18 protein-coding genes and 1 pseudogene are annotated in these 26,219 nt (G+C 45.6%); 13 read left to right on the forward strand and 6 right to left on the reverse strand.

Annotated features, from left to right (window positions below):
- Positions 1-4 precede the first annotated feature (4 nt).
- Both putA and R7D93_RS03390 read right to left on the reverse strand, forming a co-directional pair.
- On the reverse strand, positions 5-3,136 hold the full coding sequence (putA, locus tag R7D93_RS03385; RefSeq protein WP_158173300.1) for a bifunctional proline dehydrogenase/L-glutamate gamma-semialdehyde dehydrogenase PutA: 3,132 nt from the start codon (positions 3,134-3,136) through the stop codon (positions 5-7).
- A gap of 414 nt (positions 3,137-3,550) precedes the next feature.
- Positions 3,551-4,363: an AraC family transcriptional regulator gene (locus R7D93_RS03390; protein WP_225495768.1), complete on the reverse strand. Its 813-nt coding sequence runs from the start codon at positions 4,361-4,363 to the stop codon at positions 3,551-3,553.
- Between the two features lie 972 nt (positions 4,364-5,335).
- On the opposite strand from R7D93_RS03390, the gene R7D93_RS03395 reads away from it, so the two are divergent.
- A complete protein-coding gene (locus R7D93_RS03395) occupies positions 5,336-6,055 on the forward strand; it encodes a PAS domain-containing protein (RefSeq protein WP_017820063.1) in 720 nt (239 codons plus the stop codon).
- Positions 6,056-6,128: 73 nt separating this feature from the next.
- Here the strand turns inward: R7D93_RS03395 and pdxH are convergent, their stop codons facing one another.
- Complete coding sequence (gene pdxH / locus R7D93_RS03400; RefSeq protein WP_005374570.1) at positions 6,129-6,764, reverse strand: pyridoxamine 5'-phosphate oxidase; 636 nt, start codon at positions 6,762-6,764, stop codon at positions 6,129-6,131.
- Between the two features lie 115 nt (positions 6,765-6,879).
- Between pdxH and R7D93_RS03405 the strand changes: the two genes are divergently transcribed.
- The 8 genes from R7D93_RS03405 (at position 6,880) to R7D93_RS03440 (ending at position 18,190) form a co-directional block, all read left to right on the forward strand.
- Positions 6,880-8,754, forward strand: a complete 1,875-nt coding sequence (locus R7D93_RS03405; RefSeq protein WP_225495770.1) for an ATP-binding protein — start codon at positions 6,880-6,882, stop codon at positions 8,752-8,754.
- Positions 8,747-9,970, forward strand: a complete 1,224-nt coding sequence (locus R7D93_RS03410) for a sigma-54-dependent transcriptional regulator (protein ID WP_064376340.1) — start codon at positions 8,747-8,749, stop codon at positions 9,968-9,970. The genes R7D93_RS03405 and R7D93_RS03410 overlap by 8 nt, the downstream gene beginning before the upstream one ends.
- Before the next feature lie 173 nt (positions 9,971-10,143).
- On the forward strand, positions 10,144-11,535 hold the full coding sequence (locus tag R7D93_RS03415; protein WP_005374562.1) for an HlyD family type I secretion periplasmic adaptor subunit: 1,392 nt from the start codon (positions 10,144-10,146) through the stop codon (positions 11,533-11,535).
- A 114-nt stretch (positions 11,536-11,649) separates the two neighbouring features.
- On the forward strand, positions 11,650-12,333 hold the full coding sequence (locus R7D93_RS03420) for a transglutaminase-like cysteine peptidase (RefSeq protein WP_005374561.1): 684 nt from the start codon (positions 11,650-11,652) through the stop codon (positions 12,331-12,333).
- A 5-nt stretch (positions 12,334-12,338) separates the two neighbouring features.
- Entirely contained in the window at positions 12,339-14,252 is a 1,914-nt protein-coding gene (locus R7D93_RS03425; protein WP_005383568.1) for an EAL domain-containing protein, read from the forward strand.
- A 15-nt stretch (positions 14,253-14,267) separates the two neighbouring features.
- Entirely contained in the window at positions 14,268-16,382 is a 2,115-nt protein-coding gene (locus R7D93_RS03430; RefSeq protein WP_005374556.1) for a type I secretion system permease/ATPase, read from the forward strand.
- Positions 16,383-16,875: 493 nt separating this feature from the next.
- Positions 16,876-17,469, forward strand: coding sequence for a mechanosensitive ion channel family protein (locus tag R7D93_RS03435; protein ID WP_225495772.1), 594 nt, complete (start codon positions 16,876-16,878; stop codon positions 17,467-17,469).
- 136 nt (positions 17,470-17,605) lie between these two features.
- The gene (locus R7D93_RS03440) at positions 17,606-18,190 is read left to right on the forward strand and encodes a flavodoxin family protein (protein ID WP_213875741.1); all 585 of its coding nucleotides are present in this window, start codon (positions 17,606-17,608) and stop codon (positions 18,188-18,190) included.
- Positions 18,191-18,253: 63 nt separating this feature from the next.
- Here R7D93_RS03440 and R7D93_RS03445 read toward each other — a convergent pair whose 3' ends face one another.
- Positions 18,254-19,879 carry an ABC transporter substrate-binding protein gene (locus R7D93_RS03445; RefSeq protein WP_225495774.1) on the reverse strand — a complete coding sequence of 542 codons (1,626 nt, stop codon included), beginning with the start codon at positions 19,877-19,879 and terminating at the stop codon, positions 18,254-18,256.
- Positions 19,880-20,020: 141 nt separating this feature from the next.
- On the opposite strand from R7D93_RS03445, the gene mpaA reads away from it, so the two are divergent.
- Entirely contained in the window at positions 20,021-20,731 is a 711-nt protein-coding gene (gene mpaA / locus R7D93_RS03450; RefSeq protein WP_062730874.1) for a murein tripeptide amidase MpaA, read from the forward strand.
- Between the two features lie 19 nt (positions 20,732-20,750).
- Here the strand turns inward: mpaA and R7D93_RS03455 are convergent, their stop codons facing one another.
- Entirely contained in the window at positions 20,751-21,602 is an 852-nt protein-coding gene (locus R7D93_RS03455; protein WP_053308006.1) for an SIS domain-containing protein, read from the reverse strand.
- A 243-nt stretch (positions 21,603-21,845) separates the two neighbouring features.
- Between R7D93_RS03455 and murQ the strand changes: the two genes are divergently transcribed.
- The 3 genes and pseudogenes from murQ (at position 21,846) to R7D93_RS03470 (ending at position 25,434) form a co-directional block, all read left to right on the forward strand.
- Positions 21,846-22,748 carry an N-acetylmuramic acid 6-phosphate etherase gene (gene murQ, locus R7D93_RS03460; RefSeq protein WP_225495776.1) on the forward strand — a complete coding sequence of 301 codons (903 nt, stop codon included), beginning with the start codon at positions 21,846-21,848 and terminating at the stop codon, positions 22,746-22,748.
- A 28-nt stretch (positions 22,749-22,776) separates the two neighbouring features.
- Positions 22,777-24,230, forward strand: a pseudogene (gene murP / locus R7D93_RS03465) (PTS N-acetylmuramic acid transporter subunit IIBC).
- A 148-nt stretch (positions 24,231-24,378) separates the two neighbouring features.
- Positions 24,379-25,434: a porin gene (locus tag R7D93_RS03470; protein WP_086484611.1), complete on the forward strand. Its 1,056-nt coding sequence runs from the start codon at positions 24,379-24,381 to the stop codon at positions 25,432-25,434.
- Between the two features lie 89 nt (positions 25,435-25,523).
- Here R7D93_RS03470 and R7D93_RS03475 read toward each other — a convergent pair whose 3' ends face one another.
- Positions 25,524-26,189, reverse strand: a complete 666-nt coding sequence (locus tag R7D93_RS03475; protein WP_025525474.1) for a peptidase E — start codon at positions 26,187-26,189, stop codon at positions 25,524-25,526.
- Positions 26,190-26,219: the final 30 nt, after the last annotated feature.

Below are 26,219 nucleotides of genomic sequence, written 5' to 3' on the forward strand. Positions count from 1 at the left end.
CTCCTTATGCGTTTTCTGCTTGAGCAAGAAGATGTTGAGTAAATCGGAATAGGTAGTGTGGACCACCAGCTTTCGGGCCAGTACCTGACAAGCCTTGACCACCAAACGGCTGTACACCAACCACAGCACCAACTTGGTCTCGGTTGATGTAGCAGTTACCTACTCGAGCATGCTTCTCAATCCAACGGTACGTGGTTTCGTTACGGCTATGGATACCCATCGTCAAGCCAAAACCCGTTTTGTTGATCTGCGCAACCACGTTCGGTAATTCAGACGCTTTAAAGCGAACAATGTGCAAGATTGGACCAAATTGTTCTTCTTTCAGCACATCGATGCCCGAGATTTCAAACGCACTTGGTGAGACAAAGTCACCATGCTGGCACGATTCATCCAGCTGTAGCTGAGCGACTTTAGTCTGTGTTTTGCTCATTTGCTCAAGGTGAGCGAGGAGTTTTTGTTTTGCATTGCTGTCGATAACCGGACCAACATCTGTTTTGTGTAGGTAAGGTAAACCAACATGCAGTTCATTCATCGCACCCTGAATCAGGTTGATCATACGGTCTGCTACATCTTCTTGTACAAATAGAACACGAAGGGCAGAACAACGCTGACCAGCAGATGCAAACGCCGAACGAATCACATCACGCACCACCTGCTCTGGCAATGCAGTACTGTCCACAATCATTGCGTTTTGGCCACCTGTTTCCGCAATAAACGGAACCGGTTTCGCGCTGCGCTCCGCAAGCGTAACGTTAATGCGTTGCGCCGTTGCCGTTGAGCCAGTGAATGCCACACCAGCAATAGCATCATGAGAAGTCAGTGCATGACCAATCTCAGCGCCGCGACCAGTAAGTAACTGAATCACACCTGCAGGGAAACCAGCATCCAGCATTAGTTCAATAGCGCGAGCGGCAATTAAGCTTGTTTGCTCAGCAGGTTTTGCAACCACTGTGTTACCCGCAATCAGTGCTGCCGTCACCTGACCAAGGAAGATAGCCAACGGGAAGTTCCAAGGGCTGATACACACAAACACACCAAGACCTTCACGGCTAGAAATGCGTTTCACACCATCAAAGCCTTCTAGCTCAAATGGCTGTAGGTTTTGCGCTTGTTTCGCGTAATAACGACAGAAATCCACCGCTTCACGAACTTCATCAATGCTATCGTGAATCGTTTTACCCGCTTCTTTGTGACAAATCGCCACCAGCTCAGCCAGGTTTTCTTCCATTAAGTCAGCAAGCTTTTCTAAACAAGCCGCTTTTTGCTCAACAGGAACGGTTTTCCAATCAGAGAAAGCAGTTTGCGCCGCATCAATTGCAGCGGAAACGTGATCAAGAGTTGCAAATGCCACTTTGCCGACTTCAATTCGGCGATCGTATGGTGCGGTGATGATCTCAGCCGCATTTTCCTTGATCATGCTTTCGGCAAAGCGTTCACCATTGATCATCGGGCCTGCAACCCACTGGTTGTCCATGAAGCTTTCGACCTGAGCTTCAAATGGCTTCGCTTCACTGTCGATGTCGATGTTGACGCCATATGAGTTCTTACGCTCAGGGAAAATGTCGGCAGGCAATGGAATTTTGTCGTTGTGTAGCGTGTCAAACCCCGTCAACACATCCACAGGGTGATGGGTCAACTCATAAATCGGACAACGCGCATCAACTAGACGGTGTACAAACGAGCTGTTCGCACCATTTTCAAGCAGACGACGAACCAAGTACGGAAGAAGATCAGCATGGCTACCGACAGGAGCATAAATACGTACTGGCTGACCGTACATTTTCATAACATGGTTATACAGTGAATCACCCATACCATGCAGGCGCTGGAACTCGTATTCTTTGTGCTCCGCCATGACAGCAATTGCCGTAACTGTGTGAGCATTGTGGCTTGCAAATTGTGGGTAGATATTACCGCGAACACCTTCGCTAAGTAGGAAACGAGCACAAGCTAGGTATGCAACGTCCGTCGCTTCTTTGCGAGTGTATACTGGGTAATTTGCATAACCCGCTTGTTGAGACCACTTGATTTCGCTGTCCCAGTACGCGCCTTTAACCAAACGCAGAGGAATAACGTCACCTTGTTCTTTTGCGAGTGCATTTAGCCACACCAAGACTGGTAGCGCACGTTTTGAGTAGGCTTGAATAACCAAACCAAACTTGCCCCAACCCTTCACAAGATCACTACGGTATACTTTCTCAAATAGCTTCAGGGAAAGCTCAAGGCGATCCGCCTCTTCTGCATCGATTGTGATTGCAACGTCGACTTCAATAGCACGTTTTAGTAGTTGCATTAGTGAGTCATACAACTCTGTCATTACACGCTCTTCATTTGCGACTTCGTAGCGCGGGTGTAATGCAGAAAGCTTGATGGAAATCGAAGGCGCTGGACTGGTGTCGTTACCGTAAGTCTCGCGACCCACCGCTTCGATCGCCATTAGGTAATCTTTGAAGTACTTGTTCGCGTCCGCTGTAGTTAACGCCGCCTCACCCAACATATCAAACGAGTAGGTGAAACCTTTGTCGCGCATTGGGCGACCGTTCTTCTGCGCTTCTTCGATCGTACGACCACGAACAAACTGGTGACCCATTATCTTCATTGCCTGATACATGGCTTTACGAATCACGGGCTCAGAGAATTTATTTACCAGACGGTTTACAGCCTGACCTGGGCTCTGGGTGCCTTGCTCACCAAGACCAACCACTTTACCTGTTAGCATAAGGCCCCATGTTGATGCGTTAACAAACACAGAGTCAGAGTTTTTCAGGTGAGATTTCCAGTCTGCGACACTCAACTTATCTTTAATCAAAGAATCTGCTGTCGCGGCATCTGGGATGCGCATTAATGCTTCTGCAAGACACATCAGCAAGATACCTTCTTGAGTATCTAAGCTGTATTCCAGCAATAAAGCATCAATCATCTGGATTGACTTCTTATCGGCACGAATGGCTTCGATAAGGTGGGTCGTTTGGGTAGTGATCGCCGATTTTTCATCCTCTGTCGGCGTCGCTAGTGGCAATAGTTGCTCTAGCCATTGAGACTCGTCCACCATATATAATGGCGAGATCAGTGACCACAACTTATCAAGCGGCTGCCCGATAAATTCCGGTGTCAACACGTTCGTAGCTGTAAACATGTGTGTTCCTCAATCTCACTCCTCGAAAACCGCTTCGAGGATTATCAATGGCTGGCAGTGTATTTTGAGGCCGATAAGAATACTTGTCAAAAACTACGACATTTTTGCCAAAAACTCGCTTTTATAACAAAACATCCACATAGTCACATTCAAATAGGTAATATTTTGTGTTGTAAATTTTAATTTTTTCATTGCATTCACAACAAAATATCAAGAATATCAAGAATATCAATAAGATTTTTGTGAAGAGCTCGTTCTAAGAGAAAATGTAGGATCAAGTGGCATATCAACCACTGCAAAGAACAGAGAATTTAAAAAAACGAGAGATAGATCACGTGAATAAAACATAAAAAAACCATGCATAGTGCATGGCTTTATTCTAATTGATGATTATTTGACCTAAAAAACGCGTTGTTATCCAACTTGTTTTTTATAACGGGAAGGTGATATTCCCTGTAAGCGAGTAAAAGTATGAGTAAAAGTACTCTGGCTTGAGAAGCCAGTAAACTCGGCAATTTGCCCTAAAGAAAGGTGACCTTGCTCGATTAATTCGCGAGCCATGTCGATTCGCTTTCCGAGAACATATTGATGAGGTGTAATCCCCATCTGCTCTTTAAACAAGCAATGGAACTGACTTTCCCCAAGAAACACTCGCCCGGCCAATTGAGCCACACTAATCTTATGACTCAGGTGCTGCTCAATGTAACGATCAATCGCCTCCAAATCAAAGCGCGACTCTTTTCGACTGGTCTCAAATGCCGAGATATGGCGCTGCATTAACGCAATCACAGTGTCGTTACACGCACGACTTAACAGCAGGTCATCCGGATGGTTTCGCATTTCCTGAACCAACATCTGTATCAGCTTCTGAATTTGACTATCTAACTGGAAGTAGACATGGTCTCTCTCCAGGTTATTGATTTTTTGAAGCATTTCAGGATCATCATTTGTCGGTTTGGGCATATTCAGCACCAAAATATCCGATTGATTGATGACGCCACCGAAAGCATGATCAGAGCATGCGGTAACCACACAACCTTGACCAGGGCCGACAAGATTACCTCGCCCGCGCACTTCAAATTCGGCTTGCCCTTTTAAACCAATCACGATCTGCGTATAAGAATGATCGTGGCAATCCATATAAGACGGAAGTGTGATCAGCTCCGCCGGCTTTGGCAGCATAATATCTTGATATGAAAGGATTTTTTGGTTATCTGAATCACTCATTTTAAACAGTCGTCTTTACACGGTCAGCTTACGTCTTCGCATCATATACCTTCTTTGTTGGGTTGCAACTTTTACCCAACTCAATCGACAAGATCAAACCAGCATGATCAAGTTCATTTACATGATCATAGTTCCGGAACGATGATCATGCGAGGTTAATTTACGGTCAGTGAGCAACCAATTTTATTAACAAAAACGGATATATAGGCAACACCTTACGTATACATAATCAATCAATGTAAAGATCCTTATTACCGAACAATCTGTTATTTTGTAAAACACCGTGCTCCATATTAGATAAGTCGCCCCTGAAACGGATCGAAACCCACTCTTAAGCTCAACATAGAGGGATTTCCCCCCTTACTAATATGCCTCTGATTCAATACATTAGTTATCGAGCTTTAAGATGCATACGATCTAAAGCTCTCGGTATCTCATTGATACCTCTAACTTACTTAGCAGACCCTCGCTAGGTAATTTAGAACCTCTTCTACACGTCGACAAGATTATATCTTGTGTTGCCAGCCCGTCTTCAGGCTGGCTTTTTTTTCGCTTCTCAACAATGAAAACAATGGCATAAGCTGATATCATAGCTTTTGTCTCACTGTCCCTCTCATATGCTTAGGTGCTGCTCTTTCGCTCACAAGTGATATGAAAGTCAAACACATTACAACTGAGTTGTAGGAAGCATGATCAAGGACGATACGAGTTGTAAGCCGAACATTAGGCGGACATCCGTGAGCGCACATATCTGTAATGAAACAGACCATTTTCCCAATTAAACTCTTCGTTCCATTTCGTCGTTGTCTATGACTACCTGACGAAAACATCGAACACCATGAATTTAATTGGATTGAGCGCCAATCAACGAACGTGTTCTAGCAACGTAACTGCCTACTTGGCAACATCAATACGAGCCATGTAACACGGACGTCTCTGTATTGGTAAAAGCAGTATGTAGTGAGTCCTTTTGTGAATATTTCAGTCGATACCATAGAACAATCCCTCCTTAAACAGCTACCAGGTTGTTGGGGATGCAAAGATAAAGATTCGGTATTCCTATACGTAAACCAGGAATACGCAGAACTGTTAGGGCACACGTCGCCCGAGGAGTGCTTGGGTAAAACTGATTTTGATATGGCCAGCCCAACCACTGAATGCGCGCAAGAATTTCAACGCCAAGATAAACACGTTCTCGAAACTGGCGAGTCACTAAAAATTCTGGATATCCACCCTTATCCAGATGGCCGCTGGCGAGCACATATATTTACTAAAACACCGTGGCGAGATGACAAAGGCGACATCGTAGGCACCATTTTCTACGGAAGGGAACTCACCGACACCGCCGTGATTGAAGTCGGGTATTGGGTTTGTCGTGCAATCAGTACCAACCCAAATCAACAATCCATCTTTCGTTTTTCTGACTTACAACCAAAACCAGAGAAGCTCACATGCCGCGAGCAAGAAACGCTTTTCCTCTTGCTCTATGGCAAAAAGCCTCAATTTATCTCTCAGGTCATGGGCATATCAACAAAAACCGTTGAAGGTCACGTCGCACGCTTACGTAATAAGTTTGCAGCGAACAGCAAGAACGAGCTAATAGATAAAGCAATGGAAGCAGGCTACGGCTCTGTTGTACCCAAAACCCTGCTTAAGCATCAATTATCGGTTGTGTTGAATGGAGAGCGATAATTCACATCGCTTCCACCTACAAAAACACCGCCCCAATTCGGCGGTGTTTGTTTATTCATGAGGGACCATAAGCCTATGGCGCTAAACGATCAATGTCCCAACTTCCATCATGCTGGGAGAAAAGAAAACGATCGTGAAGGCGATGTTCGCCACCTTGCCAAAATTCGATGCTCTTTGGTTTTACGCGAAAGCCACCCCAAAAGGTTGGTACTGGTATTTCACCCTTAGCAAACTTCTGTTTTAGCTCTAAAAACTTACCTTCCAACACACCTCTGGCAGAAATACGGCTACTTTGTTTGCTCGCGATTGCGGCCAACTGGCTCTCTTTAGGACGAGAAGTAAAGTATTTCATATTCTCTACGGCGGTAAGCTTTTCAGCCACACCAGTAATATGAACTTGGCGCTCTAACGGATGCCAAGGGAAGTGCAAACTAATATTGCTGTTATGCTCTAGCTGCTGGGCCTTGCGACTGCCTAGGTTGGTGTAAAACACAAAACCATCTTTGTCGACGTTTTTCAATAGAACAATGCGTTGAAACGGCATGCCATTTTCATCAACCGTTGCAACTGTCATCGCAGTCGGGTCCGTTAAACCCGCTTCAACTGCTTGCTCTAGCCACAGATTAAATTGATCAATAGGATCAGCTTTCAAATCTTTACGACGCAGCCCACCTTTGGTGTACTCACGACGAATATCAGCAAGTTCCATCTTTACTCCTTCACTCGTTTTTGTCGATTGTGCTCCCGATACTGAGGAAATACAAGGACATCATTGTGCTTGTTATCGTTGCCGCTCACAGCATCACAGTGCGTCATTTGATACCATGACACAAAAAACCAGTGAGCCGATCGTGAACTTACTCAACCCCAAAGCCCTACGTCATTTTTTACTGCTACTGTGTGCCGTCGGCATTTCAGGGCTTGCGCTTACTCATCATTACGCAACTCAATACCAACATGATCAATGGCAACAAAAGCTAGAGATACAAGCCGCGCAAGTATCACAAGAAGTGGACTACGAACTGGCAAAGTTTGAACAGATACCAAACCTATTAAGTCACGACCCAAGACTACTCAAAGCAGTCGAGCGCGGAACGCCCTCTCAAGAGCTCAACCTACTGTTATCAGATTGGTTGAAGCAAAGTTTGGCCGATACGATTTACGTTCATGACCGTACCGGGTTAGTCATAGCCTCAAGTAACTTTCAGCAAGAAGATACGTTTGTTGGCTCTAGCTTTAGCTATCGCCCCTATTTTAAAAATGCGCGACGCGGTGAGCCCGCTCAATACGTTGGATTAGGCGTGCGCTCGAATAAACGTGGGTACTTCTTCTCATCTCCGCTGTGGGTAAATGAGGAAGTCGTTGGCGTGATCACAGTAAAAGTGAATTTGGAGCAATTAGAACAGCGCCTTTCGCAAACCACGACTGACGTACTCATTACAGATAAACACAATGTCGTGTTTATGAGCAATTTACCAGACTGGCGCTATCGTGCACTTTTCCCACTGTCATCGAGTGCAATAAATGAACTTACCGAAACGCGTCAATATGGCGATACCTTACCCGAATATTTTGGTGAGTTAACGGCACACAGTGGTGTCACGGAGTTTGATGACAATCAATTGCTTCTATCACCGAATTACCTCGCATACGCAACACACTTATTGGATAAAGGGTTTCGCGTCGTTGCCTTAATTAACCACAACAGCGTTCTTGCCGCCGTTTTACAGGCCGATATCGTCTTCCTGATCTTATATGCGCTCATTGCTCTAATTGCGTTAGCGTGGTTCCAAACCCTAGTTAACAAAGCACGCCTTGCCCATCTCAATGTGAGCCTAGAAGAAAAAGTAGTGCAACGGACACTAGTTCTGAGTGAAGCCAACCAAAAGCTACAACAGACCATCCGCCAATATGAACAAAGCCAACAAGAGCTTAAACAAACACAACAAGAGCTGACGCAAGCCGCGAAATTGGCACTGTTGGGCGAGCTATCAGCCAGTATTAATCATGAGATAAATCAGCCACTTTCCGCACTAAGAACCTATACCGAAAACTCGCAGCGTTTGTTGGCAATGGAAAAATACCCAATGGTCGCCGACAATTTGGGCAAAATGCTGACACTTAATGACACCATTTCGGAAGTCATTGCCCGCTTAAAAGTCTTTACTCGGAAAGCCACGCACGATTCACACAATGAAATCTCAGTACTGCACGACGCGGTACATACTGCCACCAGCATTTTGAGCAACAAGCTTATTAAGCAAGGAGTAACACTAAAAGTTCCGGCCATCGACTATGATGTGAAGCTGGCCATTCACAGCGTTGAATTAGAACAAGTGCTGATCAATCTCTTCCACAACGCGGCACAAGCGATGGAAAACCACTGTATCGATCCGCAAATATCCATTGCTGTTCAGTGTCATGATGACAGTTGCGACATTCTTGTTTCCGATAACGGACCAGGGATGTCAGACGAAGCCCTAGCAAAAGTGTTCGACCCATTTTTTACGACTAAGCCGGAGGGTCTTGGATTAGGTTTAACAATCTCCAAGCGGATTATAGAGAGCTATCACGGCTCCCTCTGTGCCTATAAACATCAGAACACAGAACAACAAGCAGGAGGGATGACCTTTATCGTGACGCTACCAATAGTCAATCAGAATAAACGTACCCCAGAAGTGGAAAACGACCATGAATAACCCAGTTTTCTTTGTTGATGACGAACCACACATTCGTGATGCCGTGTCTCAAGCCCTGCTGATTGAAGGGATAGACGTCACCTGCTTACCAAACGCAGTAGAAGCCTTACGCGTAATCGACTCAAATACACCTGCGATTATCATTACCGATATCCATATGCCCGTGATGGATGGCTTGGAGTTTATGCGAACTTTGCGAAGCAAAAACGATCACTTTCAATTCATCGTACTTACTGGACATGGAGATGTGAAAACCGCGGTAGATGCGATGAAAAGCGGCGCGTACGACTTTCTAGAAAAACCGTTTTCAACGGAACAGCTCATGAAATCGCTCAACAATGCCAGCGATAAACTGAACTTGTTGCAAGAAAACATCTGGCTTAAGAAAGAGCTCGACATGCAAACTCATGTTGGTCCGAAAATGATTGGTCACAGTAAGGCCATGGTTAGTATTCGTCGCGCCTTGATCAGTGCGCCTACAAGCCAGCCGCTCATTTTTGTAGGTCAAGATGGTACGGGTCGGCGACTCGCTGCACAATTCGCCCACGACATACATGCAACACCGGATAGTGAGTTAATCGCCGCTTCTGGTGAAGACCTTTATGAGTTTTCATTAGAAGCTCTCGACAAAGCCATACACCGCTTAAGTGAAGGAAAACGCCACTGCAGTTTGTACTTACATAGCGCAGAGCATGTATCATTTGAACAATGGGAATACTTGTTCAAGCACCCGAAACTTGAACGTGTTTTTGGCGCGACCACCCAAGCCGAGCCACCTCTAAAATCCCTGGCGACTCTAATTCACTTACCGACGCTCGATGAAAGAAAGGAAGATATAGGGCCTTTATACAAGCACTTTGTGCGCCACACAGCGAGTCGATATCAGTTACAGCCGCCACATATCAGCCTAGAAGAGGTCAAACACCTCACCAGTCTCGAGTGGCCAGAAAACGTTAAGCAGCTACGCCAATTTGCTGAACTTCGTGCCCTCAAGCCAGATACTTTTAGAATGGAAGATTGGAACAGTGAGAAAAGTCTTGAAATTCAGAGTATGACTCAGCGCACAGAATACTTTGAATATTGCTTGTTATTCGATGCATTGCAAAGACATCGCGGCAGACTCAAAGAGGTTCAACTAGAATTACAGGTATCACGCAAAACCTTGTACGACAAACTAAAAAAACATCAGTTGGATAAAGCCAAGTTCAAGGCGTAATAGCTATACTCCGGCGCTAATTATGCTTTTGTTTGATTTAGAAAGTGTAAGAAAGCTCATTTGAAGAGAGAATAACCCTCTTCTCATATTTTATTAGCCGAGCATGCTGACATGATCGGTTAATAATAATAAGATCAAAAAGATAATCCGTAATTATATAAGCAGGGACTGTGATGAGCCGAGATAACTACAACAAACTCAACGATGAAGAGTTGGATTTTGTTGATGACAAAACTGCAGCATTGCTCCTCAATACCCCCAACAGCGCGCGTTTTATGCTCTGGGTTATGGTGCTATTTTTCATTGCAGCAATAGGTTGGGCATCTTGGGCTGAAATCGACAAAGTCACGGTTGGTCAAGGCAAAGTGATTCCCTCCTCACAGATACAAGTAGTCCAAAACTTAGAAGGTGGCTTAGTCAAAGAAATCTTGGTCAAAGAAGGTCAGTTGGTTGAAAAAGGCCAACAGTTACTGCTTATCGATGACACCCGCTTTCGCTCAGATTTTCGTGAACGTGAGCAACAAGTTGCCAACCTTACCGCATCTGTGCTGCAACTATCCGCTTCTATTAACAGTGTTGCCGTTAATCGTGATTTTGAAACGGAAAACTGGCGTCAAAGTGTACTACTTGATTACGGTAAACTGACCTTCCCACCAACCTTGGAAGAGACTCGACCTCAACTCACACAGCGTCAAAAAGCAGAATATCGCGAAGATCTAGATAATTTGCGCAACCAACTTTCTGTTATTGACCAACAAGTGCAGCAAAAGCAGCAGGACTTGGTAGAGATCCAAGCGCGAGTAAGGAACTTGCGTCAAAGCTACCAATACGCGAAAAAAGAACTCGATATCACCAAACCTTTGGCAGACGAGGGCGTTGTTCCTCGTATTGAACTGCTCAAATTACAGCGCCAAGTCAACGATACCCGTCGTGAAATGACGTCCAGTGAGCTCAAGATTCCCGTATTGCAATCAGCGATTCGAGAATCCATGCTCAACCGTATTGATGTTGCACTCAAATTCCGCTCTGAACAGCAAGAGAAACTCAATAGCGCCCAAGACCAGTTATCTGCTTTGGTTGAATCAGCGGTGGGCTTGGAAGATAGAGTAAACCGAACGGTTGTGAATTCGCCAGTAACAGGCAAAATCAAAACACTGAACATCAATACTGTCGGTGGTGTTATCCAACCTGGTATGGATATCGTCGAGATCGTACCAACAGAAGACACACTATTGGTAGAGGCGAAAATTGCGCCAAAAGACATCGCATTTTTACGCCCAGATCTTCATGCTATCGTGAAATTTACAGCTTACGACTTCACAAAGTACGGCGGTTTAGAGGGAGAGTTGGAACATATCAGCGCGGATACCACTCAAGATGAAGAAGGCAACAGCTTCTACATTGTTCGTGTACGCACCGAAAAAACAAACTTTGGTCAAGATGCAGATTTACCAATCATTCCAGGAATGACAGCATCGGTCGATATCATCACAGGGAAGCGAACCGTTTTGGAATATCTACTTAAACCGATTTTAAGTGCCAAAACGAACGCCTTGAAGGAGTAAACCACATTAAGGTACTCGCGATAGGGAGTATTGAGCGATAAGTGATTAAATAAAAAGCACTTATTTCTCACTGACGAACTCTCTAGAAGAGTATACTTGTGATACGAGTCGAATATGCGATCCAATTTGCAGCGTAAAGTTACATTATTAATCAGCTTAAGTTGTTTGTCGTTCCAACTTGGTGCGCTGAACAGTAAAGAACAACGATGGGTCAATACGGTCACAGCGGTGTACGGCGAACGTGCGGGATTGCGCGTAAATACATGGCGAAAGAACCTCGACTTATTTAAACAATTAGAGACTCATGAACAGCTCGCTGGCGTTAACGACTTTTTTAATCAGCTGTATTTCGTTGACGACATAAAACTGTGGGGAAAGACAGATTATTGGGCTACGCCACTCGAATTTTTAGGGAGTAACGCAGGAGACTGTGAAGATTTCACTATTGCTAAGTACTTCTCTTTACTCGAGCTAGGAATACCAGATTCAAAGATGCGGTTAATATACGTAAAAGCCATCGAACTGAATCAGTTTCACATGGTATTAGCTTACTACCCTACCCCAAGTTCTGAGCCGCTCATTCTCGATAATATCAATCCTGACATTGTCCGAGCCTCTAAGCGTAGCGACTTGCTACCGATATACAGTTTTAATGGTACAAACCTGTGGTTGATGAAGTCATCTGCTAGCACTGGAGAGCTGGCAGGGAAAGCATCACGGTTGAGCCTTTGGAATGACTTACGCTCGCGCGAACGTAAGTTGCAGTTAAATAAACCTAAAATTAACTATGACGAGTGAGAAACATGACCCTATATAAGAAGCTTGTGGTGGGGATGGTTACGGTCTTTATACTCTTGTTGGCATCAGTATTCGTAATCCAATTCAACACGACTCGAGACAGCTTGGAGCAACAGCAACGTTCAGAGGTCAACAACACTATTAACACCGTAGGTTTGGCATTGGCTCCTTACCTAAAGGACAAAGATAAAGTCGCGGTTGAGTCCGTGATTAATGCTCTATTTGACGGCAGCACCTACTCAGTTGTTCGTCTTACAGCATTAGATTCTGACTACCAGATCGTGCGTACTTACCCAGTTAAACCAAGTACGGTGCCACAATGGTTTATCGACATGAATCTATTTAAAGCGATTCACGATAAGCGTGTTGTGACCAGTGGTTGGATGCAGCTCGCCGAAGTAGAAATCATTAGCCACCCAGGCGCAGCTTACGAGCAGCTCTGGCAAGGTTTTATTGGCTTGCTGTCTGTATTCAGTGTCATTTTTCTGGCTGGTTTAGTGGCAATTTCATACATCCTACGTCGCTCGCTAAAACCATTAACGGCCATCGTGAATAAAATGCATGAAATCGCGAATAACCAATTTGGTGAACCGCTTGCTCGTCCAAGAACCAAAGATCTTATCGCGGTGGTAGATGGCATTAACATGATGTCTGCTCAAATCGAGCTATCATTCAAAGAGCAAGCCAAAGAGGCGCAACGTCTGCGTGCTCAGGCTTACCTCGATCCTATATCTAAATTGGGTAACCGCTCATTCTACATCAACCAAATCGACCAATGGCTTGCAGAGCAAACGCAAGGGGGTATCGCGCTACTCCATGCTGAATACATTGGGGACATTTACGAGACCAAAGATTACCAACGCGCAGATGCCCACGTTAAAGAACTGTCTCAACGTTTGAAAAACACAATTGATGTACCGGGTGCCACTATTGCTCGCTTGTCTAGTGATGAGTTCGGCTTGCTTTTCCCTCATATGGATGAGAGCGAGTTACGCATTTTATCGGACAGCATCGTCAATTGTGTGAACGGCCTAAATACTGACCCAACAGGCTTAGCAAAACCTAAAGCGTCACTAGGGGTTGCACACAGCAAAGATCAGAAAACGCGCTCTGAAATCCTCTCGATGGTGGACAACGCACTATCGAAAGCCAAAGCGCAACCAGACAAGCCATACGGCTTCATTGGCAGTGATACACCTTCTAGTTTGATGGGTAAACAGCAATGGAAAGCGTTGGTTGAAGAAGCCATTCATAGTGATTGGGTTAAATTCCGTTTCCAAGCTGCGAAAAACACATGGGGTAAAGTATTCCACAACGAAGTATTTTCAAGCATCGAAAAAGATGGTGAAACGTATCGTGCGAATCAATACCTATTCGCACTAGAACAGTTAGACGCCACCAACATCTTTGACCAGTATGTCATTGAATCAATGATTAAGATGCTAGAAAGTGGTGAACTTAATGACCCAGTCGCGATTAACATCGCGCAAAGCAGCTTGTCTCAACCATCGTTTATTCGCTGGACAACTAGCATGCTGGAAAAACACGCCAAAGTGGCCTCTAAGCTACACTTTGAAATTCCAGAGGAATGCTTTATCGATCAGCCTCACCACACAGCACTGTTATGTAATGCCATTCGCCAATCAGGTGCTGAGTTCGGCGTGGATAACTACGGACGTAACTTCCAATCTTTGGAATACATCCAAGAGTTCCGCCCGAACTATGTGAAGCTCGATTACCTATTCACACACAACTTGCACGACGAAAAACAGAAATTCACGCTAACGTCGATCTCTCGTACTGCCCACAACCTTGGTATTACGACTATCGCATCGCGTATAGAAACTCAAATCCAGTTGGATTTCCTCACTGAACATTTTGTTGAGGTATTCCAAGGATTCATCGTCGACAAGGAATAAAAAGGTTTATCAACGATGAAAGACCCTTTACTGAATTCGCTCATCTACGTTAGCCGTTACTATGGGTTAGCTAACTCGCCAGAAGCGCTAGTCAACGGACTACCGCTATCTGACGGTAAACTGACCCCATTTTTGCTACCAAGAGCAGCGGAAAGGGCCGGATTGGTTGCCAAGGAAAACCGCGCAGAGCTGGAGAGCATCTCCAGCCTAATTCTGCCGGCAATCTTAGTTCTTAAAGGCGGTGACTCTTGCGTTCTCAACAGCATCAATATGGAGAAACGCGAGGCCGAAGTCACCACCCTAGAAAGTGGAATGGTGCCGATCTCTATTCCATTAGAAGACCTACTTGAGCAATACACTGGTCGGTACTTTTTAGTTAAAAAGCAATTCCGTTTCGATGAGCGCTCTCCCGAAGTGCTCAAAACCAACGAAGGCCACTGGTTCTGGTCCACCTTGTGGCAGTCAAAACGCATCTACCGTGATGTTTTAATCGCATCACTTCTCATCAACCTCTTTGCGGTTGCCGCTCCGCTATTCACTCGCTTGGTGTACGACAAAGTGGTTCCGAATCTTGCGTTTGAAACCCTATGGGTACTAGCAAGTGGCATCTTTGTCGTGTTCCTGTTCGACTTCATTCTCAAGTCGCTGAGAAATTACTTCATTGATGTGGCGGGCAAGAAGTCTGACATTCTGATTTCATCCAAACTGTTCAGCAAAGTGATGGGGATTAGAATGGAATCGAAGCCGCCTTCGGTCGGTGCCTTCGCTCGCCATTTACAAGAATTCGAATCTATTCGAGAGTTTTTTACTTCAGCGACCGTCAGTGCTCTCATTGATTTGCCTTTTGCCATTTTATTCTTAGTGATTATATGGCTAATGGCTGGCGATCTTGTGTATGTACCGATGGTGGGCGTGGTCATTTTGATTATTCATTCGCTACTGATACAAGGACCGCTGCGTCGCTCCATTGAGGAGGGTTCACGCCTAGCATCGCAAAAATATGCCAATTTGATAGAGAGCTTGGCTGGGTTAGAAACCGTAAAAATGCTCAGTGCGCAAAGCCAATTCCAATACCGCTGGGAAGAGGCAGTTGCGCACATGGCGAACTGGAATATAAAAAGCCGCCGAATTACGGATAGCATTCAAAACGCGGCAGGTTTTGTGCAGCAAAGTAGTAACGTAGGGATGATCATCCTAGGCGTTTACTTGATTGCAGAGGGCGACTTAACCATGGGTGGTTTGATTGCCGCAACCATGCTTAGCGGCCGCGCGATTGGTCCTTTGGTTCAGTTATCCTTACTCTCTACGCGCTACAACCAAGCGAAGTCTTCTATGACAATTATCAATCAAGTCATGGAAATGCCGGATGAACAAGAAGAAGGTAAACGTTACATTCACCGTCCAATAGTACAAGGCAAAATTGAACTTGAACGCGTGACCTTCCACTACCCAGATTCACCGGTGGCGTCGATTCGAGATTTGAGCTTGACCATTAACCCAGGCGAAAAAGTAGCGATCATAGGCCGTATCGGTTCGGGTAAAACCACGTTAGAGCGTCTCATCATGGGCTTGTATCAGCCGACGGAAGGTCATGTTCGCATTGATGATACCGACATCGCACAGCTGCATCATGTCGACATTCGCCGTAATATTGGTTGTGTGCCGCAAGATTCGAATCTGTTCTTTGGTTCTATCCGCGACAACATTACGCTAGGTCGCCCATTAACCGATGACCGTGACGTACTAGACGCAGCGAATCGTGCCGGTGTTACTGCGTTTACGCAATCTGACCCAGCGGGCTTAGAACGCCAAGTTGGTGAAGGTGGAGCAATGCTTTCGGGTGGTCAACGTCAAGCAGTCACGATCGCTCGTGCATTTTTGGGTCGTCCTCCTGTTCTACTAATGGATGAACCAACCAGTGCGATGGATAATCGCTCAGAGATGCACATTAAACATCAATTAGCACAGTTGAAACCTAGTGAAACGCTGATTCTGATTACGCATAAAACGTCTATGCTCGACATCGTTGATCGCGTAATTGTGATGGAAAAAGGCAGCATCATTGCAGATGGCCCTAAAGCGCAAGTGCTGAACGATTTGAAACAAGGCAAAGTGCGTGCGGTTAGCTAGCCTGAATTCACATTGATAAAAGACAAGGGCCCCGTTTAACTTGTGTTTAACGGGGCTTATTTTATTGGGAGCCCGAGATATTTAAGTTCTTCAAGCGCGACCCAAACGAGTACAAGGCCAACAATCACGAATAAAATCATAATCGCCTTTTCATCTTCTTCCATTTTTCAACGCCCTAAAAGCTATTTCAATTAATACACCTTAGGTTATCAGGACAAAAGTCATATTCAGCTCGTTTATAAGGAACTAGCGTCATAGAATGTCGGATATGGGATACAGCTCAAAGATTGCTCTTTTCAAAATCACGTCAGCTTTGGTTGAATATAAGTAATAAAGCCAAAGAGTTCGCAATGCTCACTAAGTCTTTGATTAACCAATATAGTACTCTGTAGTACCTCAACACAGAGACAAATGGTGTAAAGAAAAATTGTGATTACTTACAGCAAAAAATCAGCTATAAAAGCCGCTTTCTAGATATCGTCGAGATGAAGAAATGAATGATTGGATCCAATTAGAGCAAGTGAGCCAGTATTTCACTACGGGCTCCCTCGGTTACAAACTATTGATGGGCATTTTTGTCCTGATCGCGTATCGCATCCTAAAGAGGATTGTAAATAGAGCCATCCTAAATTTGGCAACAACGAAAGGTGTAAAAAAGGCTCGTTTGAGTTTTATTCAGCGCTGTTTCAATGTCGCGCTGCTATTTTTGACCGCCTCTATTTTTGCCATTATCACAGGTATTGGCTATGGCGATGTGTCTTTGTTCCTGTCGTCCATTTTCGCCGTATTGGGTGTGGCGTTTATCGCGCAGTGGTCAATTCTGAGCAATATCACCGCCAGCTTTTTGATCTTTTTTGTCTTCCCATACCGAGTGGGCGATCGTATTAAAGTCGTAGACAAAGACGAAGACATCAGTGGCGAGATTCAAGAAATCAGCATGTTTCACGTGTTAATTAAGCACGACAACGGAAACTTGATCACTTACCCAAACAACCAGATTTTGCAAAAAGCGGTACTAAAGCTGGCGAAAAATAAGCCAGAGCCAAATAAAACAAAATCTCGGATTTATACTCGAAGAAAGAAATAACCCACTAAAAAGCCGATGTATCTACATCGGCTTTTTTAATGCACTTCTTTTTAAGTTTTAGTGTTGACCTCAACTTAGCTTGAGGTTTTAGCCTTAGTCGCACGATTAAAAATCAACAATGAAAAAAGGAACCATTGTGTCCAAAATTGCGATTATTTATTTCTCTAAAACCGACGTTACTGGTCAGCTTGCTCGCGCGATTGCCGCAGGCGTTGAACAACAAGGCATTAAGCAGCAAGATGACTGTGAAATCCTCTCTCACCGAATTGAAGGCAGTGAGATTATTGAGGGACGTTTTGTGAACCCTAAACTAATGGATGAACTTGCTGAGTGTGATGCGATTATCTTTGGCTCACCGACCTATATGGGAGGTGTAGCAGCGCAGTTTAAAGCATTTGCAGATGCAAGCAGTGAATCTTGGTATTACCAAAAATGGGCGAGCAAAATCGCGGCTGGCTTTACCAGTGGTGGGGCAATGAATGGCGACCAATCTTGCACATTACAATATCTACAAACGCTCGCTAACCAACACGGCATGATGTGGGTCGGGTTGGATAAGATCAGCAATTCTGGGGAGCAAAACCTGAATCGTTATGGTGTACAAGGTGGTATTGTTGCACAAGGTGGTGAAGGTGGTCAGTTGCATGCTTCTGATGTTGCAACGGCGGAGTATCTTGGCAAACGAGTCGCTATGCTCGTGAATAAGCTCTCCACTCGCTAACAATAAAAAGAAGCCCCGTAAGATACATCTTCGGGGCTTCATATTTATCGCTTGTTTTGAGCGCTACTTCTTGATGTAGAGATCTTTCGAGTAGATGCGCCCTTCTACGTTGTTTTTGGCAAAACCGCCAACCGTAGGGCGAACCAAACGTGCTTGCATGTAATAATAGATTGGCGCGATGGGCATATCTGTCGCCAGCAACTGTTCAGCTTGGTCGTAAAATCCTTGGCGCGCTTTCTCATCGGTTGCTGCCAATGCACTGTTCATCGCGTTATCGTACACAGCATTGCTGTAACGTGCAAAGTTACCCGAAGAACCTGAGCGAAGTAAGCTCAGGAAAGTAGACGCTTCATTGTAATCACCACACCAGGAAGCGCGCATCACATCGAAATTGCCTTGTTTACGCGCCACTAAGTACGACTTCCACTCTTGGTTTTCTAACTCCACGTTTGCACCGAGATTTTTTTGTAGCATCGACGCTATCGCAACCGCGATCGATTTGTTTGCCTCACTGGTGTTGTACAGCAATTTAAAATCGAGCGGCTTGTCTTGGCTGTAACCCGCTTCTTTTAACAACTGACGCGCTTTCTCGTCACGTTGTTGCTGACTCCACTTACTGTATTCAGGCGGCGTCGCATCAAACCCTGCGGTGTACTGATGCGCAAAAGTATAAGCAGGAAGGTTGCCCACTTGCGTGACACCATTCGTAATCACATCGCGCATGATGGAGTACGACACCGCTTGACGCACTCGCACATCATCAAATGGCGGACGAGTGGTATTGAACGCGTAGTAATACGTGCACAACAATGGCACCACCGTGTAAGCCTGCTTGTAATCTTGTTTAAGCTTCTGCGCCATATGAGTCGGCACATCTGACGTGATATCCAGCTCTCCTGCCGCATAACGATTGATCGACGCGTTTTGGTTTTCAAACGGAATGTAAGTCACTCTGTTTAGATGCGTATCTGCGCTGTCCCAGTAACTTGGACTCTTAACCAATTCAATGCGTTCATTCACGACCCACTTATCCAATGTGAATGCACCGTTGCTAACAAATTGGTCTGGATCGCTCCACGGCTTGTCGCGGTTTTCCACTGTCGCTTGATGCACTGGCATCATGGACGTGTGCCCAGTCATAGCAACAAAGTACGGCACTTGACTGTCCAACTCAAAACGTAGGGTGTATTTATCCACTGCCTTGATACCGAGATCGTCCAAAGGCTTTTTGCCCTCTGCTACATCGGCGATGTTTTTGATCTTGGTGAGTTTGAGATACCAAACATTTGGAGAAGCGGTCTTCGGGTCCACCGCTCGACGCAGTGAATAGACAAAATCATCCGCCGTCACAGGCTCGCCATTCGACCATTTCGCGTCTTTGCGCAAGTGAAAAGTAAAGGTTTGGTTGTCCTTGGTTTCCCATGATTCTGCCACACCGGGAATGATGTTTCCGTCACGATCTTGAATCACAAACCCTTCAAATAAGTCACGAATCACATGCATTTCTGGCAGACCTTCGGCTTTCGCTGGGTCAAGCGTCGCCGCCTCTGCGTCATTCGCACGTACTAAATGCTGTTCTGCGGCAAGTTGAATACCTTTAGGTAAGGTCTCCGCAGCAACTGATGTAGCAAGAAAAGGGGTGAATAAAGAGGAAATCAGCAACGCCGTTGAATGTTTTTTAAAATCCATATCTTTTTTCGTTCTCCTAACGCGTCTTGTGAAGCAAGTGCCACAATTAACATTTCAACCGTTGACGAGTTTAAACGGTTCAGTTTAGCTAGGTGTAATTAGCTTAGATATTGATACTACTTCATCAATCAGGAGATTACGGTGAGTCTAATTCCAAGAACGGAAAGAGCGGCATTTTTAATTCGGCCAACATCATACGGTCAATCCGTGCTTGGTGCGCCATTACTGTATTTTCCGGCTCAAGTCGAAAGTGCTTCGCGAGGTTTGATTTTGGCAGGCACTCACGGGGACGAGACGGCCTCGATTGCAGGTTTGTCCTGCGCGCTAAGAAGCTTGCCTGCTGATAACTTACGACATGATGTGATTCTGTCAATGAATCCTGACGGCAACCAGCTAGGCACACGCGCAAACGCAAACCAAGTGGATCTCAATCGCGCGTTTCCAACCCCAAATTGGACTGAGCATGGCACAGTGTATCGATGGAGCTCTCACACACCCGTTCGAGACGTACAGGTGAAAACTGGCACTAAAAACCAACTAGAGCCTGAAGTTAGCGCATTAATTAACTTGATTGAACTGCGCAAGCCAAAGTTTGTGGTGTCGTTTCATGAACCGCTTGCTTTTGTGGATGATCCCAAACATTCCGACCTTGCCAAATGGCTCGGCGAGCAGTTCCAACTGCCAATCGTTGACGATGTCGACTACGAAACACCCGGCTCATTCGGCACTTGGTGTAGTGAACGTGATTTACCTTGCATCACGTTGGAATTACCCGCGATTTCTGCCGATCTCACCATTGAAAAACATCTCTCTGCTTTTATTGCTTTGCTGAGGCACGATCCGGATCTCTAGTCCGCTGTTGGTTAAGCGATCATGTGAGGATCTGTTTGATGTCGGTACTGATATCGCTGATCAACTGACGGGCACTGTCGTCTCTTTGTTGAACCAAGATGATAAACAGCAAATCGGTGATCACGTTTTGCGCGGTACGCGAAGCAATGGATGAGCTGCGATGTTCCGTTTCATTGGCAATCGTATCAAACGTAATATCGGCAATACCGCGCAAGCGACTTCTTCCAGGCGCAGATAACGCAATCACCTTCGCGCCCTGCTCTTTTGCCGCTTCTGCCGCGACGAGAATTTCTTTGCGCTCACCCGAAAACGAGATTGCGATCTGAACATCTTCTGGAGAGAGCGTGCGGGCAACAGCAATCTGCACGTGGCTGTCTTGTTCAGAAAGCGCCGTAATACCAAGTTTAAGCAGTTTAAAGCTTAAATCCTTCGCGGTCAGTGCAGAGCCCCCAATCCCGACCACTTGCACTCGACGCGCTTCACTCAACCATTTCACCGCTTGGTGACACGCTTCGTAAGACAGCGTATTGGTAGTTTGAAACATAGCGTCGGTTTTCGCTTTCACCAGTTTCTGTGAAATTACCGCAATGGGGTCGTCAGCCAAAATATCACTGTGCAGCGGTGTCGACTGCATCGCATGCTTACGGCCAATCTCTTCATTCAGAGCTAACTTAAACTCGCTGTAACCTTTAAAGCCAATACGCTGAGTAAATTTCACAATGCTCGATTGACTCACTTTTACTTGTGCCGCAAGTTCTTGGCTAGTGAGCAGCGCTGCCTTTTCTGCGTTTTCAACAATCCAATCGCCGACCAAACGACCACTTTGCGAAAGCTGAGTACGCCTCGCGACTATCTTATTGACAACTGACACAACAAAAACCTCAAAAAAATTTAAATAAATTATTCCAAAACAAAAATAATTGGAGTTTGATTTAACTCCATGATTGTTCTAACCAAGCCAGTTTATACCGGATGTAATGGACATATATTTTCTCTCATTATTCCAAATTTCTCCTGCACAAAGAATAACCTCAAGTGTGATTTTTATCACCAAAACAGAATATTTTATTCCATAGAATCGCCCTCAGATTGAACATTACGAGGAGTGTAAAACATGAAAATTGATTTAAGCCGATTGGTGACAGAAAGCCGTAATCCAGCCAGTGCAGAGATTGATACGCTTTCGACCATCGAGATGCTGCAAGTCATTAATGAAGAGGATCAAAAAGTCGCGCTCGCGGTCAAAGCAGTGCTACCACAAATTGCAAAGACGGTTGATGCAATTACTCAAGCGTTTGCCAATGGTGGCCGTTTGGTTTACATGGGAGCTGGCACATCAGGCCGCTTAGGAATTCTTGATGCGAGCGAGTGTCCTCCTACCTACGGCACGCATCCAGACATGGTGGTTGGATTAATTGCTGGTGGACACCAAGCGATTTTGAAAGCGGTAGAAAACGCCGAAGACGACGCGCAAATGGGTCAAGACGACTTAAAAGCGCTTCACCTCACCAGCCATGACGTGGTTGTAGGCATTGCAGCGAGTGGCCGTACACCTTATGTACTAGGTGGTTTGGAGTACGCTAAATCCATTGGAGCTACGACCGCATCTATCGCCTGTAATCCGGAATGTGCAATGGCAAAAGCGGCCGACATCGCGATTCTGCCGATTGTTGGCGCAGAGGTCGTTACTGGCTCTTCTCGCATGAAAGCCGGCACCGCACAAAAACTGGTGTTAAACATGCTCACGACAGGTGCAATGATTCGTAGCGCTAAGGTATTTGGCAACTTAATGGTGGATGTAGAGGCCACCAACGCCAAGCTCATCCAACGCCAAACCAACATTGTTGTAGAAGCAACTGGCGCATCAAAAGAAGAAGCAGAGCGAGCATTAAATGCCTGCGATCGCCACTGCAAAACTGCCATCTTAATGATTTTGGCCGATTTGGATGCCGAACAAGCCAAATCACGCCTCGCCGCGCACAACGGTTTTATTCGCGCAGCACTAAATAATAACTAAATAATCCGAGTTCTGAAGGATAGACCCTATGGCAAAAATAACTTCAAACACAGTATCGCAGTTGCTGTCCGCAGTGGGTGGCAGCAGCAATGTAAGCAAATGTGGTAACTGTATGACGCGTTTGCGTTTATCGCTCGCCAACAATGGCTTGGCTGACCAGTCTGTTATCAAGCAAATTCCCGGCGTAATGGGTGTGGTGGAAAGCGATGAGCAATTTCAGATCATTCTCGGTCCCGGAAAAGCTCAACAAGCGGCTGAGATGATGAATCAATTGATCGACAGCTTAACTTCTGGTGATAGTGAAGAACCAGATATGCCGCAACAAGATCTTTCTGCCGTCGCGGCCGAGCAGAAAAACAGATGAAGAGCAAACAAACCAGTGCAGTTCAGCGTTTTTTAAGCAAGTTTGCCACCATCTTTACGCCGTTGATCCCTGGCTTTATTGCCGCTGGTTTGTTGCTAGGTTTTGCGACGTTATTGGAACAGATGTTTGTTCTCGACCAGACACCAAGCCAGTTTATGTTGGATTTGATCGCCTACATGAAAGTCTTTGGTAAGGGTCTGTTTGCTTTCCTAAGTATTCTGATTGGTTACAACGCGCAGCAAGCGTTTGGCGGCTCTGGTGTTAATGGTGCCATTCTCGCCTCTTTGTTTGTACTGGGTTACAACCCAGAGGCTACATCCGGCATTTACTCTGGCATGAACGAGTTTTTCGGCTTTGCGATTGATCCGCGCGGCAACATTATCGGCGTACTTTTGGCGGCGATCATCGGTGCGCAAGTCGAGCGTAAGGTTCGTCAATACATGCCTGATGATCTGGACATGATCTTAACGTCCGTTATCACTCTGTTGATCATGGGTGCGGTAACCTTCTTGATCATCATGCCGATCGGCGGCGAGCTGTTTAAAGGGATGTCTTGGTTGTTCCTCAACTTGAACGATAACCCATTAGGCGCTGCAATCTTGGCAGGTTTGTTCTTAATTTCTGTGGTATTTGGCATCCACCAAGGTTTTGTTCCAGTGTACTTTGCATTGATGGAAGCACAGGGCTTTAACTCGCTATTCCCTATCCTGGCGATGGCTGGTGGCGGTCAGGTTGGCGCGTCAATGGCGCTGTATTTCAAAGCCAAAAAAGACGCTCTACTGCGCACTCAAGTTAAAGGCGCTATTATTCCGGGCCTTCTAGGCATTGGCGAACCATTGATTTACGGCGTGACATTACCACGCGTAAAACCATTCGTTACCGCTTGTATTGGTGGTGCTGCGGGCGGCTTCTTTATCGGTTTAGTTTCTTACCTTGGCTTGCCAGTTGGTCTTAATACGGTGTTTGGCCCGTCCGGTATCGTGGCGATTCCTCTCATGACATCTGAAAATGGCATCTTCCCGGGCATGATGGTGTTTGTTGCCGGCCTGCTTATCTCTTACATCGTCGGCTTCCTCGCGACTTACTTCTTTGGCTGCAAAGACGTCGATTTAAGCTAAATCATTCTTCCCCTATAGGAATGGACTAGCTCGCGCCCTTGGCAAACAAGGGCGCACCCTCTCTCTACTTCACGACAATTTTTCTTATTCCGTTACTCGGAAGGGGCTTTGTCGTACCTAAAACAATAGAAATGAAAGGTCGTTAATCATGAAAAAGCACATTTTGACTCTACTTCTCCCTACATTGATGGCATCAAACGCAATGGCAGCGCAGCTGTATCAAGCGGAAGATGGGTCAGTTTTAAATATTTACTCTCGTCTTGGTTTCAATGTCACCAGTAAAAATGATGAGCACGGCGATGCAAATGGCGAGTTTGATGGCCGTATTGGTTTAAACGGTTCACAAACCATCAACGAGTACGCGTCGATCATCGGCCAAGCGCAATACCAAGTGGGTGCCGCTGAATACGCAAACCAAGTAAACGACAAACCGTCTCTGACCGCACGTTATGTATGGGCGGGTATTGATGCGAAAGATTATGGTCGCATTACTGGTGGTCGCGTGGCATCTGGATTGATTATGTTTACCGACATTGGTGATGTGTTCGCCTCTTCCGATGTTTCTATGGCGCGCCAAGCGAATAAAGTCGACAAAACCGCGACGCAAGTTTTCCGTCAAGATGGCACGCTGCAATATCAAAACAGCCTAGGTAATTTCGACTTTTCTGTCGCGTACATTTTAGGAAACAACACTTCTGAGCTCGACTACGGTTACAACGCTGCACTGCGTTATACGCTAGACATGGGGAATTTGGGTACCTTGGCGCCAGTGGTGGCGATGCAGAAAAATAAAGGTGATGAACGTGAAAGCAACGACACCGATTACACATTCTGGGGCGCAGGTACGCGTTACTACCTAGGTGATTTGATGTTGGGTGCGTTGTACTCGGAAGATGAACTTGAGGGCTATTACTCACAAACTAGTACCGACAAAGTGATGGAACTGACGGCGGTTTACAGTGTAAATGACAAATGGGCACTGCGTGCTGGTTATCGTTCTTTAGAAAACAGTGATGGTGACGAGCTAGAGCTGAAAGATACAACGCTAGAAGTGCAATACAAACTGACGCCTCGTTCTTCTATCTACACAAACTACGTTGATCGTAACGGTTCGCGTGGCTACAGCAATGGACAAGAAGTCTCGTTTGGCGGTGCGCACGCAGACGAAAGCTACTACCACTTAGGTCTGCGTTACGAGCTGTAAGCACGATACTTAATGTAAGTTAGCTGAATCCATGAGCTTCTTCTGTGTCCGGTCAGTAGTTATTGCCTTTAATGCTGATTTGAAGAAGCTCACCCTCGTAATATGTTTTCTTCGTTACCTGTTTTGACCAACACGCCTGCATCAGGAAAACTGGTGACAGTAGCTAACAATTTTCCATCGACAAAGTGCAATGCCGCATAATCGTGAATACCATAACAAGTGATGCTCGGTAGAGAACGAGCAAAGGCTTGGAAAACCTCAAACTTCTCACCGACATGGGAAAAATGCGCCGCAGCCAAACCGTCAATTAATCCAAGACAACGCATAACTTGGTATGCTTCGGGATCACTGTCTGTCACCGCAAACTCAAACCAACAAATTGCACCAGCGCTCATGCCACAAATGATGATGCCTTGTTCATAACACTGCTTGAGTATTCTATCGATTCCCCATTCGCGCCAAATGGCCAACATCGAACGCGTATTACCGCCACCGACGTAAATGATGTCTTGTTCAAATAGCGTTTCTTTCCAACCAGCATCAAACTTAAACAACGGAAAATGGGTTACGTTTTCACTAAGCTTCGCATTGTAAAAACGTTCAATCACTTCATCGGCGTCTCCCGTGGCTGTCGGTAGAAAACAAATGTTTGGATTCTCCTTACCAGACAAAGACAAAATGTATTGATCGAGCGGGCTCGGATTCTCTCCCATCATCCAGCCACCACCACCAATCGCAATACAGTGTTTTCGCATTCCTTTGTTTCCTCAATTGTTGCTAAGTTT

It is taken from the genome of Vibrio sp. YT-15, assembly GCF_033337445.1.
Classification (GTDB): domain Bacteria; phylum Pseudomonadota; class Gammaproteobacteria; order Enterobacterales; family Vibrionaceae; genus Vibrio; species Vibrio alginolyticus.